Below are 17,103 nucleotides of genomic sequence, written 5' to 3'. Positions count from 1 at the left end.
AATAGCACGAATAAGGATGGCGCTGCAGATTCGTGGTTTTCGACTTATTCGTGGTTCACAACTGGCCGCTATTTCTTGAAGGTTGGTTCGTCTAGAATCGACGCCTCAGCAATTCATCAATCATCATTCATCAATCATAAATTCCATGGAAGCAGGCATCGTCGGCCTTCCCAACGTCGGCAAATCAACGCTGTTTAACGCACTCACCTCGGCGGGGATCGCCAGTGAGAATTATCCCTTCTGCACGATCGAACCCAACGTCGGCGCGGTCCCGGTCCCCGATCCGCGACTGGCGACGATTGAGTCGTTCATCGAAACACAGAAGGTCATTCCCGCCGTTTTGCAACTGGTCGACATCGCGGGCATCGTCCGCGGGGCGAGCGAAGGGGAAGGTCTTGGCAACAAGTTTCTTTCGCACATCCGTACCGTCGACGCCATCCTGCACGTGGTGCGTTGTTTTGAAGATGCCGACGTCGTGCATGTCGATGGCGGGGTCGATCCGATTCGTGACATTGAGACAATCGATACGGAACTGATGTTGGCTGATCTGCAGTCGGTCGAAACGATGCTCGATAAAGCACGACGCACGGCTCGCACTGGCGATAAGGAGGCGAAGCAGCGGGTGGAAGTCCTCGAAGCCTGTCAGGCGTTGCTTGCCGATGGCAAGCCGGTTCGTTCGCTTTCTTTTGATGATGCCGCACTCGCGAAAGCGTTCAAAGAGTGCCAGCTACTCACCGCCAAACAAGTGTTGTATGTCGCGAATGTTCATGAGGACGACCTAGCCGGTGAAGGCACGCATGTGACGAAAGTTCGCGAACGTGCAGCGTCTGAAGGAGGGGCCGTCGTCCCCGTTTGTGCGAGTCTCGAATCAGAACTTGCCGAGCTCGACGACGACGAGCGAGCCGAGATGCTCGAAAGCCTTGGCCTGGAAGAACCTGCCTTGGCAGTACTAGCTCGGGCAGCCTACAAGTTACTGGGCCTGCAAAGCTATTTCACGGCAGGCGAGAAAGAAATCCGCGCTTGGACGATCCCCGTCGGTGCCACCGCCCCCCAAGCCGCTGGAGTGATCCACAGCGATTTCGAGCGCGGTTTTATCCGCTGCGAAACGTACTCCGTCGACGACCTTCAAGAGCACGGCAGCGAAAAAGCCATTCGCGAAGCCGGCAAGATGCGCGTCGAAGGGAAAGAGTACGTCATGCAAGACAGCGACGTGTGTCACTTCTTGTTTAATGTGTGAGAGTTTTCAGTTGTCAGTGTTCAGTTTTCAGTCTCAAGTTCAAAGCAAACGAGCTCCGTAGAACTAAACACTGAAAACTTCAAACTGAAAACTAACAGCGATGTTAAGCAATAAGCCCTTCAATGAGTTTCCCGCTGTTCGCAATCTTCATCGGTCGACCGTTGTTCGCCGTGAACACGGTCTGCAACGAAATGCCCATCGCTTGGCAGACGGTAGCCATTAGATCTTCGCTGCTGTAGGGCTCGCTGGTGACTTGGGTCCCATCGGCGTTGGTTGAACCGATCACCCGCCCCCCGGCGAGTCCGCCGCCACCGGCCAAGACGCTCCAACTGCGTGCCCAGTGATCGCGACCGGCGTTTTCGTTGATACGCGGAGTGCGTCCGAACTCGCCCATGCAGACGATCACCGTATCGTCCAGCAAACCACGCTCGCTTAGGTCTTGAGTCAGCGTCGCCAGTGCATGATCCAGGCGAGGCAATTTTTCTTCGAGCGACGTGAAGCAATTCTGGTGCAAGTCCCATCCGCCAAAGTTCACTTCAACGAAAGGTACGCCTGCTTCCACGAGGCGACGCGAAAGCAGGCAACTGCGGGCGAGCGAATCGTTGCCGTAGCGATCGCGCATCGCTTGCGGCTCTTGATCCACCTTAAAGGCAACCAACTGCTCACTTGTCATCAACTGCAGAGTGCTTTCGAGCACTTTGGCGTGTTCTTCCGGTGCGGGGCCACGTTTCTGATTGACAAAGCGGCGTTCCAGAAGGCTCAGCAGCTTCATCCGATCCGCGAGTTGCCAATCCTCAACGCCCATTTGCATGTCCCGCATGCGACCGTTGGAATTGACTTGGAACGGCGCGTAAGTCATGCCCAGGAATCCTGGCCCGCCTCCCGAGCCGCCGATTGCGACGAAAGGTGGGATTTCCAAGCCCTTCGTTTTCGTTCCTATTTCGTGTGCCACGACCGACCCGTAGCTAGGATGCTCGATGTTGGGATTCGGCACGTAGCCGGTACGCATGTAGTAGGTGCCGCGGGTATGGTCCGCTTCACGGGTACTCATCGAACGCACGACCGACAGGTGCTTCATCTGCTCAGCGAGCTTCGGCATCAGCTCGTTAATTTGCGATTCACCGGTGGTGGCGATCGGATTAAACTGGCCGCCGGTCGTCGCGCCGGGTTTCATATCCCACATATCAATCGTTGGCGGACCACCACCCATCCACAACATAATGCACGACTTCTGATTCTTCTTAAGTGTCGCCGCGTTCGCGCGGAGCGTATTGGTGAATGCCCAAGCAGGCCCGGCGAGCGCCGAAGCACCGGCCAGGTGTGACATGAAGTGACGGCGGGACATTCCGGAGGTGCGTGGTGATGAGTGCATGGTCATTGTTCGTTAGGAGTTAGGTTTTCATGTCATTCCGACGGGAGGCTCGCCGACCTAGGAATCCGGTCTGTATTCTTGTTCGCTTTGAAAGCCAACTAGAATACGAACCGGATTCCTCCGGTGCTGAGACACCTGTCGGAATGACACGACATTAGTGAATCAAAATAAACTCATTACTATTCAACACCGCCCACCACACGTCTTGCAAAGTCCCAGCCACATCGCCCTTGCGACTGGCGAGCAACTGATTGCAAACCTTGCGTTCTTCTTTCGAGGGCTTGCGGCTGAGCCCCGCCTTGTACAAATATTCAAACTTCTGAGCGTTGCTCAGAGAAGTGTCGTTCGCAACACGTCCAAGAAAGCTCTCTCCCTTCGTGCGGATGGCCTTCTTTGTGAGATCGCCATTCATGAGCGTTAGCACTTGGGGGATCGAACCATTGAAGCTGGTCGACTCCGTGCCTTCATCATTACCAAAAGCCGTGCTGAACTGACGGAGCCAGCGAGCTTTCATCATGTCGCGATTCTTATCACTCGTAGCCTGGGCATCGGCTTCGGTCGCGATCAACAATGAATCGAACAACTGCTCTGCCTGCATTTGGCGAACATAAAAACGGCTGAACATGGGTGGCCGACCCAACGCCGGATCGTCCTCGGCATTGCTGCTATTCATACGACTGCTGAGTCGATAAGGCTTGCTCAGAACAATGCGGCGAATCAGGCCCTTGAGGTCAAACTCGGAACGCCGGAAGTCTTGAGCTAATTGCTCGAGCAACTCAGGGTGCGAGGGAGGATTATGAGGCCCCATATCGTCAATCGGCTTGGTAAAGCCGTGGCCAAAGAAATGTGCCCAATAGCGATTCACTAAGGCCTGCTCAAACTGATCTGCATCAAGAATCATCTCGGCGAGCTCAGCGCGGCGGTTAATCTGCTCGATTGCCCCGCTGTTGCCGTAGTCTTCGCCTTTGTCGGCGTACTTTTCCGCCAGTGAGGTGCCGTCCACAAATACGGGGTAGGCGACGCGGACTTGGCCGTTGCGAAGTTCGTAATAAGTGGGTGCTGCGTGTACGCTTGCCGCGTCGCGATCGACCAGCTTGCCGTCACGCATTTCTAGCACGACCTCGCGACGGCGATCACCCAACATGCGCCCTTCGCCACCGAAGTTGTCGTCGATAAGTGTTGCGAAAGGTTTTGGATTGTCGTCGTCCATCATCCGCTCAATCTCGTTTCGCGTTTGACGGAAGAAGGCGTTGAGTTCCCAGAACTGATTTTGCTGGTACTCGTTGAATGGATGATTATGGCACTGAGTGCATTGGACGTTCATGCCAAGGAAAATCTGGGAGGTCTTCGCCGTGGCTTGGACACCATTCTCATCGAGCTTCTCGACCAAGAAGTTGACCGCCCCGTTGAAGTTTTCCATATCAGGCCGAGCATCGCCTGTGGCCGTGATCAGGTCGCGAGCCATCAGGTGATAGGGCTTGTTCTCAAGCAACACTCTTTCCAGGTACTGCATCATGCCCGGACGGCTCGTTAACGCACGGCGATCCGTGCCACCGGTGCGACCAATGAGCGTGTTGGTCCAAATCGTGGTCCAGTTGCGTGCGTACTCGTCGACGTACTCGGGTCCTAGGAGCTTCTCGACTAGTTTTTCATCACGGTCAGCCGTTCGTTTCTGATTGGTGAAGCTCTCTAGTTCCTCGACCGTTGGAATGCGACCAAGCACATCAAGATACAAGCGCCGACACCACTCAGTGTCGGTGGCTTCTTTCGAAGGTGCGAAGCCATATTCCTTCCAACCCCTCGTGATGAGGTCGTCAATCAGTTGGCTGGAGAACTGAGCGCTGGAGTCGCGAGCTGAATCCTCTGCACTTGCTGAGTGTGCGAAAGAAAGCATGACGGCGAAGCCAGTTAGCGTCGCCAACAAGACGCGTAACAGGTTGACCGTGTGTTTGCGACCTAATGTCTGGCAAGTGAAACGCATAATGCCCCGTCGAGTGCTTTCTGGAGATGTCGAGCTGGCTATCTCTACCCTCTATCGTACAGGAAGTTGAAAAGCGATTGGAAACGCAGCCTTGAGATTTCAACGCGGCTAAAAGTTGGAGCCTAGTGATCGACTTGCCAATCAGGATAGGCAAACCGCAAATGTTCTATTTCGAGGTGAAGCAAAATCGCCCAAGTGTTCAATTTTGCAACACACCAAAAGCAACAGGCGGGCCTGGGAATGCCTCTTCAGGTGCATCCCAGACCCGCCTTGAACGTGACCTTTGAGCGGGAGTTCCTCGACTTACGGGGAGGGTAATTAAGTCGAAAAACGCCCTAAACTATTGCTTTCAAAGGTCTTGCGGTTGCTGCTTCTTCTCTTGCCGGCCCAGTTGCAGTGCCTCTTCTCTGTCCCGGCCCCATGATTCGTGTTCCGGCGAATCAGGGCCGCTGCTTGGCGGCTAGTAAGTCTTATGCAAGCTACGTGCCAAAAGTCCTCATCCACCCAACAAAGGTAAACTCCTCGCCGATTGGGTGAGTTGCTAAGCGCTCCTGAAACGGCCGCAGGGAATCAATTGCCATCTACAGTCGGGCTTACTTCCATCTTTTGGAGCCGGCTCGAAGAGCATGATCGCACTGATAGCTTCGCCTCCCCATCTTGCTCGATGTCGAGAATCTTGCCGACTACATGCTTACGATTTTTCCACGGGTGCGTTCGATACAGGGATTTCGCAGTTTCTAGCAGATGAAAAGGCAAACAACTGGTTCGGCATCCGCAACCGAGTGACCAACGACCACGGATTTCAGTTCTTTATTCACGACAACGAGCACTCGTTAGGCGCAAACTTCAGCAACAATATCGATCGCACAGAGCCTTTCACGAGCAGCAACGATAGACTGTTCTCGCAGTTTAATCCCGGGTTCCTCCACCAAGACTTATTGGCCAGCCCTGAGTATCGACTCGCCTTCGCGGATCGCGTACGGCTACACATGTTCGACGGCGGGGTGATGACTCCTGCGGCGAGTCAGGCTCTTATCTTGGCTCGTGCAGCGCAGGTCGAGCCAGGCATTATCGCCGAATCGGCCCGTTGGGGTGATTCAGTCCGCAATACGCCACGCAACAAGACCCATTGGCAGAACGAGATCAACTCGATTACCGGCAGCTACTTCGGCAGCCGAAATTCGCTTGTACTAGGTCAGCTTCAAGGAGGCTTGCTTTACCCGACCATTTCAGCGCCATCTTACAACCAGTATGGCGGGACGATTTCCTCAGGTTTTGCCTTACAGATTTCGGCAGCGCAGGGGGCAATCTATTACACGCTCGACGGTTCAGATCCGCGTGCGATCGGTGGCGGCATCAACTTGAGCTCAGCGCAGGTTTACAACTCTCCGATTACGCCAGGCAATGGCCAAACGATTCAGGCTCGCGCTCTCTTTAATGGTCAATGGTCGGCGTTAACGACGGCTACATTTGTTCAAGACTTGCCTGGTGATTTCGGCGTCAACGGGAATGTCGATCAAGCCGACCTCAACCTCTGGAAAGGAGACTACGGCACCTCAAGCGGCGCCGTCGCTGATGCTGACCAAGATGGCGACGCTGACGGCCTCGACTTTCTCACTTGGCAAAAGAACTCCCAGCAAGCGGCGCTACAGTTCCAAGCAGCAACAAGTCCGCCTGTGCAGCAGGCTCAAGTCCATACGACAGAGCGAACAAGGCTTGAACTGATTGACGCAGCGATTGAACATAACCAGATTCGACACGAGCTAGCCGAATCAGAAACTATCGCGTTGATTGCGAAACCACTCTCTGAACCAGTTGTAAGCGAAAGCCACGTGAAGTCCGCAATCGTCCCAGCGAGCGCAACTGACGACACGCAAGAAGTAAACGCGGTGTTCAATCAAGTCGACGTACGTGAGCAGGTCTGGCTGACTGACGAGCTACTTGAGCGCGTGTTCGGCTGATTCGAGACGTACCACTCTTCGCTGGTATAGCCTTGGATCGTTCTCTCTCAAGATTACGCTGCCCTCTTTTTAAACCAACATGGCATACGCATGCGTTTGCGCACACGCGGTCTCCTAAAAAGTCTTGCCGGAAAACAACCAGAAAAGTTCAAGCAACTATTCAGGTCGCGTTGATGGAGAAATGCGGCAAGATCTACCGAAGTAATAGGGTAGCCCCAACATTCCTATTTTAACATGTCGGCCGCGCGTCTTTTTGAGAGAGCTGCTAGCCGCATCCAAAGCAACGATCGAGCGTTGGTGTGCAACGAGGAGAGCGACTACAAGACCATCACCCATCCGAGGTTTCAGCAGTCATGGTGGAAAGCCACGAAAGCCTTTCTAACTTCAACGATATATGCAGCTTCATTAACCAAACCCTCAGCGAGATCGAACAACTAAGGCCCAACCAATTTCCTCTTAGCCAGTCAACTCTTTGGCGAGGCAGCGAGATATGCGGAATCAGTTTCTGTCTGCATGGACCGCGCGCCGTTCGCCTCAGTGCCGTTTGGGAGGCTGAGAGAAATACGATTCTGTTCTATGGATCAGGAGGCGAGCGTGTGCAACGGACGCACTTGGTTTCAGCCCCGCCCATCGAGCAATGTGTCGCTAGCGCTGCCTAATTGGTTTCGAGTGCTAGCGGTGAGAAAGTTTTTTGAAAACCAACTTGCAGTGAACAGGCGGATAGGTATACTGGACGCCCGTGCACTCAGTGAAGATTGCAGAGTTCAAACACAACTACCCGTCACGGGAAAACACGGAGGTTTCCACCAGTGCTAGTATTGTCAAGAAAAGAGTCTCAACGAATCCGACTTGGCGAAGATATTGTCATCACCGTCGTGCGGCTGGCCGGCGACAAAGTCCGACTGGGGATCGACGCCCCTCGGGATATGTTAGTGCTTCGAGACGAACTAGAACCGCTTGAGGAGGCCGCCGCGTCGCCTGAAAGCGGCTCCAAGAAGACAGCAAACACATCGCTCCCCCAATTGGGCAACTGTTGCTCGGCCGCTTGCGGCTTAGCCGTCGCGTAGCCAAGAACAATAAAAAGCCCACCCAAGCAATGCTCGGGTGGGCTTTAAGTTACAGTCGATGGCTTTCAAGGACTCAATGCCTGAAGGCTCAGTCGCGAGGACGAACAGCACCGGTCAGGCCGCTGTAGTCGGCACGGTCTTCCTCATGCCACAAGGGCTGTCCCATACGGACGCGTTCAGCGAGGACGTCCAGCTTCTCGCGAGAACCGGCAGGAGCCTGCGTAGCACGAAAATCTTCGTCCATTCGTGGAGCAAAATCTTCGTCGTGCCCGTACTTCAGGATGGCTTCGAACACGTTCTTGAGCTTGTGGTCTGGCATTGGGTTTCTCTCTCATCTAGAGGGTGCAAACAGATTGTCGATCACCCTAGACTATTGCTGCCCATCACGTCATGCGGACTGCCGTAGTCCGTACCGGGGCGGCGAAACTGGATATCCAAGCCGATCACACGGCCAAAAGACGAAAGTCTGGTAACTTAGGGGAGGACAGCGTCGCAGGAAGGGGGCGGCATGCCTCTGCTATATTGCCCTAAGTTCAACTCTAACAACGTCTTTCCGGGCTTGGGAATGTGTTGCTTTAGAAAGGGATTATTACCAACACGTTAAGGAAGTCAAGTTTTTTCTGCGCTGAAAGATCGCTTTTCAGCGAGTCGACCACTTGACAGCGCGAATCTGTTCCGGCTGCGGTTTTCTGCGGGGAATTTCCACCTGAACTGCTGGCAGCCCAGACGATCCAACTGCCCTCACTTAACATTCATGGCCACTTCACGCACGGAGGACGTCCAACGATGATCTGGCATCAAACCATGTTACAGCTCGCCCCTCGAAGCCGCGGGTTTCATCTCATTACACGCGAGGTCGTCAACGCCCTTCCTGAGATGGCTGATCTGCGAGTTGGCGTCTTGCAGTTGTTTCTGCAGCACACTTCGGCGGCGCTTTCGATCAACGAAAATGCCGACCCGGATGTGCCGCTTGATTTGGAAAGCTCGCTGTCGGCAATCGCCCCCGAAGACTTTCCGCATCGTCACACTTGTGAGGGTCCCGACGACATGCCGGCACACGTCAAGAGTTCGCTGTTAGGTTGCTCGCTAACACTCCCCGTGACACAGGGAAGTTTGAATCTTGGCACCTGGCAGGGGATTTATCTTTGTGAACATCGCAATCGGGCCGGCGGGCGACGGATTGTTGCGACGTTGTGGGGGGAATGATCAAGTGCGTCTTACGGAAACGCCGAGCAAGCTCGGCGGCTAAATGGGATTCAGTCGCTTTGTTTTTCTTCAATCTGTTCTTCCGTTAGCCCGAGCCAACTCCCCAGCTTTGCTTTGGCTTGCCCCAAGATACGACCGTTGAGCAAGTCCTCGGTAATCGTCGAACGCTCGGTCGAGAAGTTCTCCCACAGCGCTTCAACATAGGGTCCGCTAACTTCGGCTAGTGTCGCGTAGTAGCCTTTGTTGTGGATGTCGCTCAGGGCGTTTGCGTAATGGTCGAGAATGTGACGGTCGAACAGGTTTCCTGCGACTCGCACGGTCGAAAGCGCACCGCGACCCACGTTGGCGATCTTGCCCAGCGAGTGCAGCGTCATCGCGCTGGAGAGCTCCAACAGGCTCACTTCTTCCTCCGAAGCCAAGTCACGCATCTCTTGCCACATGCGGTTGATCTCGCTCTGCGGCAACGCCTTGGTGAGGTCAATCTCGCCAGCGGCCGAGGTGGTCTGGCTGAGCGTTTCCTTGAGGCCGTCGAGTGAAAGTGGCGGGGTATCGAACGCCGCGGACGCCGTCTTTGAAGTGCGACCCAACGCTTCGAGCAAATCGCCCGTGCTGTCGATGGTGGATTGCTCGTCGATCACCCCTTCACGACGCAGTTCGTCGGCCAGCTCCTTCAAGTAGGTTTGCGAACCGTGCGCCACGTCGCTAACCATCGCCAAAACCATCAATGGCGAGAGGTGCAGCGTGGCCAGGCCGGCCATCTCGACAAAGTTGCCTACCGTTTTGCGAGCGACAAAGTTTTCCACCCGCGGTGTCGCTGTGTTCGTTTCCTCGGTCTGCTTTTTAACGCCGCCGACGTCTTCGGTCAGAAAGTCGAGCGTTTGCTGGACCAGCACTGAATACGTCGTGCTGTCCCGAATCGCCTGCGGCACGAGCAGCCCCGTCGACTCACGCACGGCCCCGCCAACCGCGCCCACAGAACTGCGAACCGCCCGCTCGGGGAGGCTGAGTGTGTACAGCAAGTAATTCCGCACCGCGTCGGTCGGCGGCGGAGGGGAATCGGGGGCTATTTGGTTGTCGTTTGGTTCGTTCATGGTTTTTAACGCAAAGACGCTAAGGACGCGAAGAATCGCAAAGGTTTTTGAACCACGAATTAGACGAATAAAACGAATGGTTTGTTGGTAAGCCTATGGGGTATTTTGGCACCCTAAGATTCGTGTTATTCGTGAAGATTCGTTGTTTCTTGGAAACCGTTTTAACATTAAATCCGCCACCTGCAGCTAATACTCTCAAGCGATTTCGAACTGGTAACTGAACACTGAACACTTAAAACTGCCAACTGAAAACTATAAACAAGATGGACGTCCATCATTCGAAAAGCGGGCGATCCTTCGGGCCGCTCGTTCGTCGGCTCTGAGAACCGCGTTCGCGATCACTGCTACTCGGGCTGCCGCACACGCCCCCGGGAAGCGGTCGAGTCGATCCCGCTAAGAATCGTCAGCCGCGTTGTTCAAGCGTGTGCCGTAACCTTTTCGCAGTCCGCCGCTGTCGCTCCCAAGAGCCGCCGTCGAACAGGAGTCATTTTATGGGCTTTTGGCGACGGGTTCAGCAACAGTTTTTGGCCACCTATGAGAACGTGCCAGACAACCTGTTGGTTGAAAAGGAAAGCACTCGTCAGTTCACCACCCCAAACCGTGCCCACGATTCCGCCGGCCAAAAGATATAGTCAACGTAGCCGATGATGTCGCCCCGGTGGATCGAGCCGAAATGGCGGCTATCTTGTGAGCGGTTGCGGTTGTCGCCGAGTACGAAGACTTGGTTTTCGGGGACCGTCGCTTCAAAAACTTTCTGTTCCTTGCTGTCCTCGGAAGCGTCGCTATAGCTCACTAGATAACGGCTGCCGGCGTTCTCTTCATGGGCGACTTGTCCTTCCACTTGTTGCCCAAGTCGTTTTCGGCTCGCGGCGGGAAGACGATCTCTCTTCAGTTCGTTGCCGTTGATTAGAATGCGTTCCCCTTCGATCTCGATCTGATCGCCCGCCACCGCCACGACGCGTTTCATGAAGACGGTGGCTCCCGTCGGCGTTGGATTGCGGAAGACGATTAAGTCTCCCCGCCTGGGAAAGTGATCCTGTGGTAAGAGTTTTCTAGCCAAGATCCGATCTCCGCTGAGGATGGTCGGACTCATGCTGTTGGTGGGAACCAGGAATGCTTCGTAAACGAACCCGCGGGCACCTGCGACGAGGCCAATCGAGAAAATCATCTGCACGACGATCAACAGCCAATAAACTCCGACGCGGTTGTAATCGCGGAGCGAATAGTTCGGTGATGCATGATTGCAGAGTCGCCACGCGTCCGCGGCTGCGTAAAAGTAGACCATTGTGACAATGACAACTGGCAAGATCACCAGGAGCAACAGGCTTGCCGTCGAGGGTGGTGACAGCGCCGCGATCGTTGTCGAGAGCGGTACGAGCAGCCACGCAAAGTAGAGCGGCAGCCCTTTAGCAATCCGTCCGCAATAGACGTGCCCTACGCCGGCTGAGAGGAATGAAAGCGCGAGAGCAACCCAGGGGACTCGTGGTGATGTCACTTCACTTGACATGTTGGACTCCTAAAAATTAGCCGAGCTCAAAAAGTCACAAAGCGGGCTACGTAAGTAAGAAATAGAAATGGCAATCCGCCGATGGCGAGCGCCCCGCCACACATCCCCCAACGGGCAATCCGCGAGCGTTCGACTTGCTGAGCTAAGAGCAACCACCAGAATTCTTGGCGTCGTTGCTCCAACTCGAAGACTTCGCCCATGATTTCATCCGGCAAGGTCTCAGGTGGAGCGATTTCACGTCGCTGGGCGAGCCATTGTTGGTAAAGGTCACCGTTCATGGCGAATCCCTCATCACGGGTTTAAGTAGGGATTGGAGTTTCTGCTTCGCTCGATGAATCCGCGACTTCACGGTGCCGAGCGTGGTTTGTTCGATGCGGGCAATCTCGGTGTAGGGTAGTTCTTCGATTTCGGCGAGGACGAACGCCGAGCGTTGCTCTACGGGTAGAGCAGCCAACACGCGATCAAGCTGTTCGGATATCTCTTGTCTTACGATTGGGTCCGCTGGGCTAACGTCGGCGATCGAATCGAGTTCGTTGTGTTCGACGGTTCGACTTCGTCCGAGCAAGTTGAAACACCGATTTCGGGCGATCGTGAACAGCCAAGTTGCGAAGGCTGACCGCGCCGGATCGTAACGGGACAGATGAGCAAACGCAGCGAGGAAGGCTTCTTGCGTAACGTCCTGCGCGTCTTCGTGCTTGCCAAGCAGCCCCAAAGCAAAGCGGTAGATCGCTTGCTGGTGACGATCAACAAGCTGGCGAAAGGCGGCTGTCTGTCCAGACAGGACCCGCCTCACGAGCTCTTGATCTTCGATTTCCACGCGTTGCGATCCCCGTCATCTAAGTGATATCGATCCAGCGATTTCTGCTTGCTGGAGGTTTATACAGATTCGAACGCAGAAAGTTCCCTAAAACTTTTTGCTTTGGGCGATGAGCAACGGGCAGCCCGATAGAGCAGTCGTTAGTATTCGCAATCGAAGGGCGAATCTTGGAGATCGTGGGAAGCTAAAACCGCAGGTCTGCTTAGGCAAATCGCGGTTATCTGAGCCGCCGCGCTTTCTGCTTCAACCCATTCTGATGAAGAATCAGCCCGGTGGCCTGGCCTTGCTTGGGGAGTTCGAACTCCAGCGTTGCTTCAATTCCCTTGTACGACCAACGGGTGGGGCTGTCGGGGAAGACTTCTTGAGTCGCTTGGTTGGTGATCGCCACCATCATGCGGCCGTCGCGGTCGCGGATGGTGAAGATGAAGTTGGGGTTGAGTTGGTAGCGGCCTTCGAGGCGGCGGCGATGTTGGGGATCGGCGGCGAGTTTTTCGTCGTCAACTTTTTCTTTGGCCGGTTTATCTTTTGCTTGGTCCATGGCGGCGTTACGGATTGACTCGCGATTGGCCTTCGTCATCGGGATTCGCTTGAGTGTTTTTGTCTCCGCGGAATCGAGCGGTTGCACCTCAAGCGTCACTCGCCTGTTCGGTGCGTGGCCCATGGCTTGGAGCAGTTCGACCAGATCTTCCTCGAAGCGTTTCTGCCATTTGCTGTTGTAGGTCTGCCGACTGAAGGCGAGGATTTTTTCGGTCGTCAGGTGGTCGAGCTTGACCAGTTTGTACCACCTGCCTTTGACCTTCACCTCCGGCTGCTCATCTTGCCAGCGGATCGCTTGGAAGGGAGCCGTTTTCAGGGCGGCTTTGCCTGAAGCTTGCTCTGCGGTGGCTAATTCCACCTTCTCTCCGGCAGCCTTTCTCATCATTTGCATCGCCAGTTCGTCGATCTGGTTACCCGCAGCCGTGTTGCAGAGGATGACCACTGCGGACTTCGTTTGGCGATTCACGAACAGTGACGCATGTGAGCCGCCGGTCTGGCCGTTGTGCCAACGGGTCTGGCCGTCGCCCATGATGTGCCAGCCGAGTCCCAAGGCGGGGCCGGATTCATCGCCGACAGCGTGTCGTTTCCAAGCCAGCTCAATCGCCTCGCCAATTTCACCTTTGGGCGGTTGGAGTTGGGCACGGGCAAAGCGCATCATGTCACGGATCGACGCCCGCACGCCTCCGGCACCGGGCAGATCGGCAAAGTGCCAGGCGGGAGTGACGCCGCTGAACCTGCTGTGCGGCGTGGCGAGGCGTTTCTTTTGCTCGGATGAGAGCTTCGTCGTGCAGTCGGTCATCTTCAGCGGCTTCGCGATACGATCACGCAAAAGTTGCTCGTAAGTCGAGTTCGCATTCTCCGCGACGAGGTAACCAAGAACCGAAGCACCAAAGTTTGAGTACTCGTAACTCTCGCCCGGCTTACGGCGGAGTTCGAAGTTTTCGAGGTACGCGGCAGCCAATCGAGAGTCGTACTTCTGATAGGGATTCTGCAGATTGAATGCAGAGAAGTTGTTGGGCAACCGTGGCAGGCCGGAGCGATGCGTTGCGAGGTTCGTCCACGTGATGGGCGTGCCCTCGTATGCAGGGAACTGCACCCCAGCGGCGTTCGCCGTCGCTGCTGCCGCTTGGAGATCGATCTCGCCCCGCACGACCGCATCGGCGAGCAGCAGGCCGGTGAAAACTTTGCTGATGGAGCCAACTTCGTAGATGGTCGTATTGGTGGCTTTCTTTTTGGAACGATTGGCCGCGCCCAGATGGACCACACCGTAGTGCTTGCCCTGTAGGTAGCCGATCGACATGCCGTCGACTTTGCGTTCCTTGATCAGTGGCTTCGCAGCTTGCTCAACCCACTGGTCGGTCAAATTTCGTTTTGGTTCTTGAGAGGACGCGCTGTCGGCTTTGAAATAACAACCTAGCAGCAGGGCTAATAGCAGGAGATTTCGAGAGTCGACTAAGTTGTGTCTGTTCATAAGGCTATTTGCGAACATGATGGCCTCAATGGCTGGAAGGTTTTCGGCAGTTGGCCTAACGATAGCAATCTGACGTTACCGGTTTGTTACGTCGTGGTGACCAGCTTGTGACCGATCGAACTTTCGGGGGTAACGACTGAGCGTCTTCACGCCGAACGCGAGCTGGGCAAGTGCTTTCATTTCGCCTTAGGCGGCGAATTCTGGCCCGAAATCCTCTTGATTCGAGCATTACGCCAACAACCAACTCACACCGCAGCCAGCAACGCGTCGTACTTCATGATCGCCTATCGCAATCCCCCCTGAATCCTCGAAGTTGTGCCGTTACCGCGACCTAGGGTCTCTCTTTGCAGCCTAGGAACACTAAGCATAGACTTTTTGGATAGAGCAAGTGTTCTCCCTGTCTTGCATTGAGTGTTTCACGGAATTGGCTCGTTGATCGCAGCGATTGTGTTCGCTTGGTCGGGAGAATTTGCCATACTAGATTCACGTAAAGAACAAAGTTTCCAACTTCCCGAATGCCAACCCCGCCTTGTCGAGAAATGAAAACACGGACTGCGACCTCGTTATTGATTCTTGCTATCACTTGCCCTGCGATGAAGCATGCAAGTGCAACGCCCCTCTACACGTTCGATCCAGGTCCCATCGGAAGTTCGTTTGACGGCTACTGGCAGTCGGCAGAGTTTCCGCTGGATGAGCCTTTGAGCACCGTCCGTTTCGAAGTTACTGATGGAAAACTCCTGAACCTGCTGCCTGACGTTGGTCAGCGCTGGCGGTTGGGCATGCGGGTTTTTAATCACGACCTGTCGCAGAACTACTCCGCGCAGAAGAAGATCACCTTTTTTGATAAGGAAGGTAGCATCCTGCTCACCGAGATCGATTTGAGCTCGACCGTACACACGCAGTCGGGCGGTGCCAGTCTCTGGTGGCCAAATCCACTACTTGGAGTCGCAGCCATCGAAGTCAACTACGATCCGGGCGTGCCTGAGGTCGGCGCTGATGCCGCCGTGTATCTTTTCTTTAATCAACGATTAATTAGCGGAACACTACAAGTTGTCGCAGTGCCAGAACCGAGCTGTAGCCTTTTCGCTCTGGGCCTTCTGTGGTTGGGCTGCGGGGCACGTCGACGCTCTCCACATGAGAAGTGATCCCCACATGCCAGTCCGGGTGACAAGTTTTCTTCGATCGATTCCATCCTCGGTTGTTTGCTCAAAGCCAACGACGACCGAAGAAGAAATAGTCAACTCTACTGATGCAAATGGCTGACCGGTTCAGCTTCATCGACTAGAATTCGGAACTGACGAGAAATCTCCCTCCCACCGAGTGGCTTCGATGCCCGATGCCTACGCCGACGCAGTCGATTACCTCTTCAGCCGTATCAATTACGAGCGGATGCCATCGCCGCCTTATGCGGAACGGCACATGAAGCTTGATCGGATGCGGCAGTTGCTCAATTTGTTGGAGCAGCCCGCCGCCGGCATCCCCACAGTACACATTGCGGGGACCAAGGGGAAAGGTTCGACCTCGGCCTTGCTGGCGGGAATCGTTCAGGCGGCCAACTATCGCGTCGGCGTGTTCAGTTCGCCTCACTTGCAGCGGATCGAAGAACGATTCGTGGTGGATGGCGAGCCTTGTTCTCCAGAGGAATTGGTTGCGCTGGTCCAACAAGTACGCGCGGCAGTGGATCGTATGGATGAGAAAGCGGACGCCTTTCCTGACGCGCAACTTCGCCCAACGTTCTTCGAGATCGCCACGGCAATCGCCTTCCTGTACTTCGCACAGAAGGAAGTCGATCTGGTGATTCTCGAAGTTGGTCTTGGCGGACGGCTCGATTCGACAAATGTTTGCTCACCTTGCTGCACCGTGATCACCAGCATCAGCTACGACCACATGAAGCAGCTCGGCAACACGCTGACCGAAATTGCCGCGGAGAAGGCGGGAATCGTCAAGCCAGGTGTCCCCTTGATCACCGGGCCACTCGCGGAAGAAGCCCATGTGGTGATCGCAAGTATCGCTCTGCAACACGGGGCCCGCATGCGAACGGGCGGTCAGCATTTCAGCTACCGCACCGAAACGACGGGACGAGAGGACGCGCGAAATAGGACTCGCTCAGGAAAATTCAATTTCAGAATGGAGCCCGATCCGGCATTTCCTTCGGAAGAAGGCTATGCACTTAAGGGGATCGATCTCAAGCTCTTGGGCGAACATCAGGTCGCTAACGCGGCGGTTGCGCTAGCCACAGCCATCGAGCTTCGTCGCCAGGGGTGGCTGTTGCCGGAGGGTGCGCTTCGGCGAGGGCTAGCTGAAACCACATTGCCAGGCAGGGTGGAGCTGATTTCAAAGAGTCCGGCCGTTGTGCTTGATGTGGCCCACAACGTGGCTTCCGCGGAAGCTCTGGTTGAAACGTTACAAGCGAACTTCAACGGTGGCCAAAGGCACCTCGTGTTCGCTGCCACGAAGGAGAAAGACGTGCTCGGGATGCTACGGGTGCTGCTACCTTACTTCAGCCACGTCACGCTTACCGAGTATCAAGAAAACGGAAGGGCAGTCCCCGTGTCACAACTTCAGTCGCTTTGCGAACGGGTTAGAGCAGAATCGCCAAGCCAGTACGAGAAAACGGAAATCAACTACGATGACGATCCTACCAGTGCTTGGCAAAAGGCTTGGCAGGGGGCTAGCGCTGACGAATTAATTTGCGTGACGGGATCTTTCTTTATTGCAGCCGAGTTACGTCCGCTGATGTTAGCGGAGACTTCTCAGACGCGGACATAGGAACTCGACCCTGGCAGGTCCATCGGGTCGAGTACCTCTTGACGCCGTACGGAGCGGAAGAGAGCAAATAGGCAGCATAAGGCCAAA

The 17,103-nt window shown here is 55.1% G+C and carries 14 protein-coding genes; 6 read left to right on the top strand and 8 right to left on the bottom strand.

The annotated features are described in order from the left end of the window. Window positions 1–145: 145 nt before the first annotated feature. Window positions 146–1,237 carry a redox-regulated ATPase YchF gene (ychF, locus tag RIB44_00770; GenBank protein MEQ8615106.1) on the top strand — a complete coding sequence of 364 codons (1,092 nt, stop codon included), beginning with the start codon at window positions 146–148 and terminating at the stop codon, window positions 1,235–1,237. A 103-nt stretch (window positions 1,238–1,340) separates the two neighbouring features. Here the strand turns inward: ychF and RIB44_00765 are convergent, their stop codons facing one another. Beyond that, the gene (locus RIB44_00765; protein ID MEQ8615105.1) at window positions 1,341–2,615 is read right to left on the bottom strand and encodes a DUF1501 domain-containing protein; all 1,275 of its coding nucleotides are present in this window, start codon (window positions 2,613–2,615) and stop codon (window positions 1,341–1,343) included. A 148-nt stretch (window positions 2,616–2,763) separates the two neighbouring features. Continuing rightward, window positions 2,764–4,590, bottom strand: coding sequence for a DUF1553 domain-containing protein (locus tag RIB44_00760; protein MEQ8615104.1), 1,827 nt, complete (start codon window positions 4,588–4,590; stop codon window positions 2,764–2,766). A gap of 626 nt (window positions 4,591–5,216) precedes the next feature. On the opposite strand from RIB44_00760, the gene RIB44_00755 reads away from it, so the two are divergent. Beyond that, window positions 5,217–6,551: a chitobiase/beta-hexosaminidase C-terminal domain-containing protein gene (locus RIB44_00755; protein ID MEQ8615103.1), complete on the top strand. Its 1,335-nt coding sequence runs from the start codon at window positions 5,217–5,219 to the stop codon at window positions 6,549–6,551. An 809-nt stretch (window positions 6,552–7,360) separates the two neighbouring features. Next, the gene (locus RIB44_00750) at window positions 7,361–7,618 is read left to right on the top strand and encodes a carbon storage regulator (GenBank protein MEQ8615102.1); all 258 of its coding nucleotides are present in this window, start codon (window positions 7,361–7,363) and stop codon (window positions 7,616–7,618) included. 88 nt (window positions 7,619–7,706) lie between these two features. On the opposite strand, the gene RIB44_00745 is transcribed toward RIB44_00750, so the two are convergent. Then, complete coding sequence (locus RIB44_00745; protein MEQ8615101.1) at window positions 7,707–7,937, bottom strand: hypothetical protein; 231 nt, start codon at window positions 7,935–7,937, stop codon at window positions 7,707–7,709. Between the two features lie 467 nt (window positions 7,938–8,404). Here RIB44_00745 and RIB44_00740 point away from each other — a divergent pair, with 467 nt between their 5' ends. Beyond that, complete coding sequence (locus RIB44_00740) at window positions 8,405–8,824, top strand: secondary thiamine-phosphate synthase enzyme YjbQ (GenBank protein MEQ8615100.1); 420 nt, start codon at window positions 8,405–8,407, stop codon at window positions 8,822–8,824. A gap of 50 nt (window positions 8,825–8,874) precedes the next feature. Here the strand turns inward: RIB44_00740 and RIB44_00735 are convergent, their stop codons facing one another. The 5 genes from RIB44_00735 to RIB44_00715 form a co-directional block, all read right to left on the bottom strand. After that, window positions 8,875–9,915 (bottom strand): hypothetical protein, encoded by a 1,041-nt coding sequence (locus RIB44_00735; protein MEQ8615099.1) that lies wholly within the window; start codon window positions 9,913–9,915, stop codon window positions 8,875–8,877. Window positions 9,916–10,495: 580 nt separating this feature from the next. Next, window positions 10,496–11,422: a signal peptidase I gene (lepB, locus tag RIB44_00730; GenBank protein MEQ8615098.1), complete on the bottom strand. Its 927-nt coding sequence runs from the start codon at window positions 11,420–11,422 to the stop codon at window positions 10,496–10,498. A 26-nt stretch (window positions 11,423–11,448) separates the two neighbouring features. Continuing rightward, window positions 11,449–11,700 carry a hypothetical protein gene (locus tag RIB44_00725; GenBank protein MEQ8615097.1) on the bottom strand — a complete coding sequence of 84 codons (252 nt, stop codon included), beginning with the start codon at window positions 11,698–11,700 and terminating at the stop codon, window positions 11,449–11,451. Then, the gene (locus RIB44_00720; protein ID MEQ8615096.1) at window positions 11,697–12,239 is read right to left on the bottom strand and encodes a sigma-70 family RNA polymerase sigma factor; all 543 of its coding nucleotides are present in this window, start codon (window positions 12,237–12,239) and stop codon (window positions 11,697–11,699) included. The genes RIB44_00725 and RIB44_00720 overlap by 4 nt, the downstream gene beginning before the upstream one ends. A gap of 217 nt (window positions 12,240–12,456) precedes the next feature. Next, window positions 12,457–14,247, bottom strand: a complete 1,791-nt coding sequence (locus RIB44_00715) for a serine hydrolase domain-containing protein (protein MEQ8615095.1) — start codon at window positions 14,245–14,247, stop codon at window positions 12,457–12,459. A gap of 593 nt (window positions 14,248–14,840) precedes the next feature. Here RIB44_00715 and RIB44_00710 point away from each other — a divergent pair. Together RIB44_00710 and RIB44_00705 are read left to right on the top strand one after the other, a co-directional pair. Further along, window positions 14,841–15,392, top strand: coding sequence for a hypothetical protein (locus tag RIB44_00710; protein ID MEQ8615094.1), 552 nt, complete (start codon window positions 14,841–14,843; stop codon window positions 15,390–15,392). Between the two features lie 184 nt (window positions 15,393–15,576). Then, complete coding sequence (locus tag RIB44_00705) at window positions 15,577–17,016, top strand: folylpolyglutamate synthase/dihydrofolate synthase family protein (GenBank protein MEQ8615093.1); 1,440 nt, start codon at window positions 15,577–15,579, stop codon at window positions 17,014–17,016. The last annotated feature ends 87 nt before the right edge of the window (window positions 17,017–17,103 follow it).

Source organism: Lacipirellulaceae bacterium (assembly GCA_040218535.1).
Taxonomy (GTDB): domain Bacteria; phylum Planctomycetota; class Planctomycetia; order Pirellulales; family Lacipirellulaceae; genus Adhaeretor.
The sequence above is the reverse complement of the archived record's forward strand: the minus strand, read 5'-3'. Positions and strand labels throughout refer to the sequence as shown.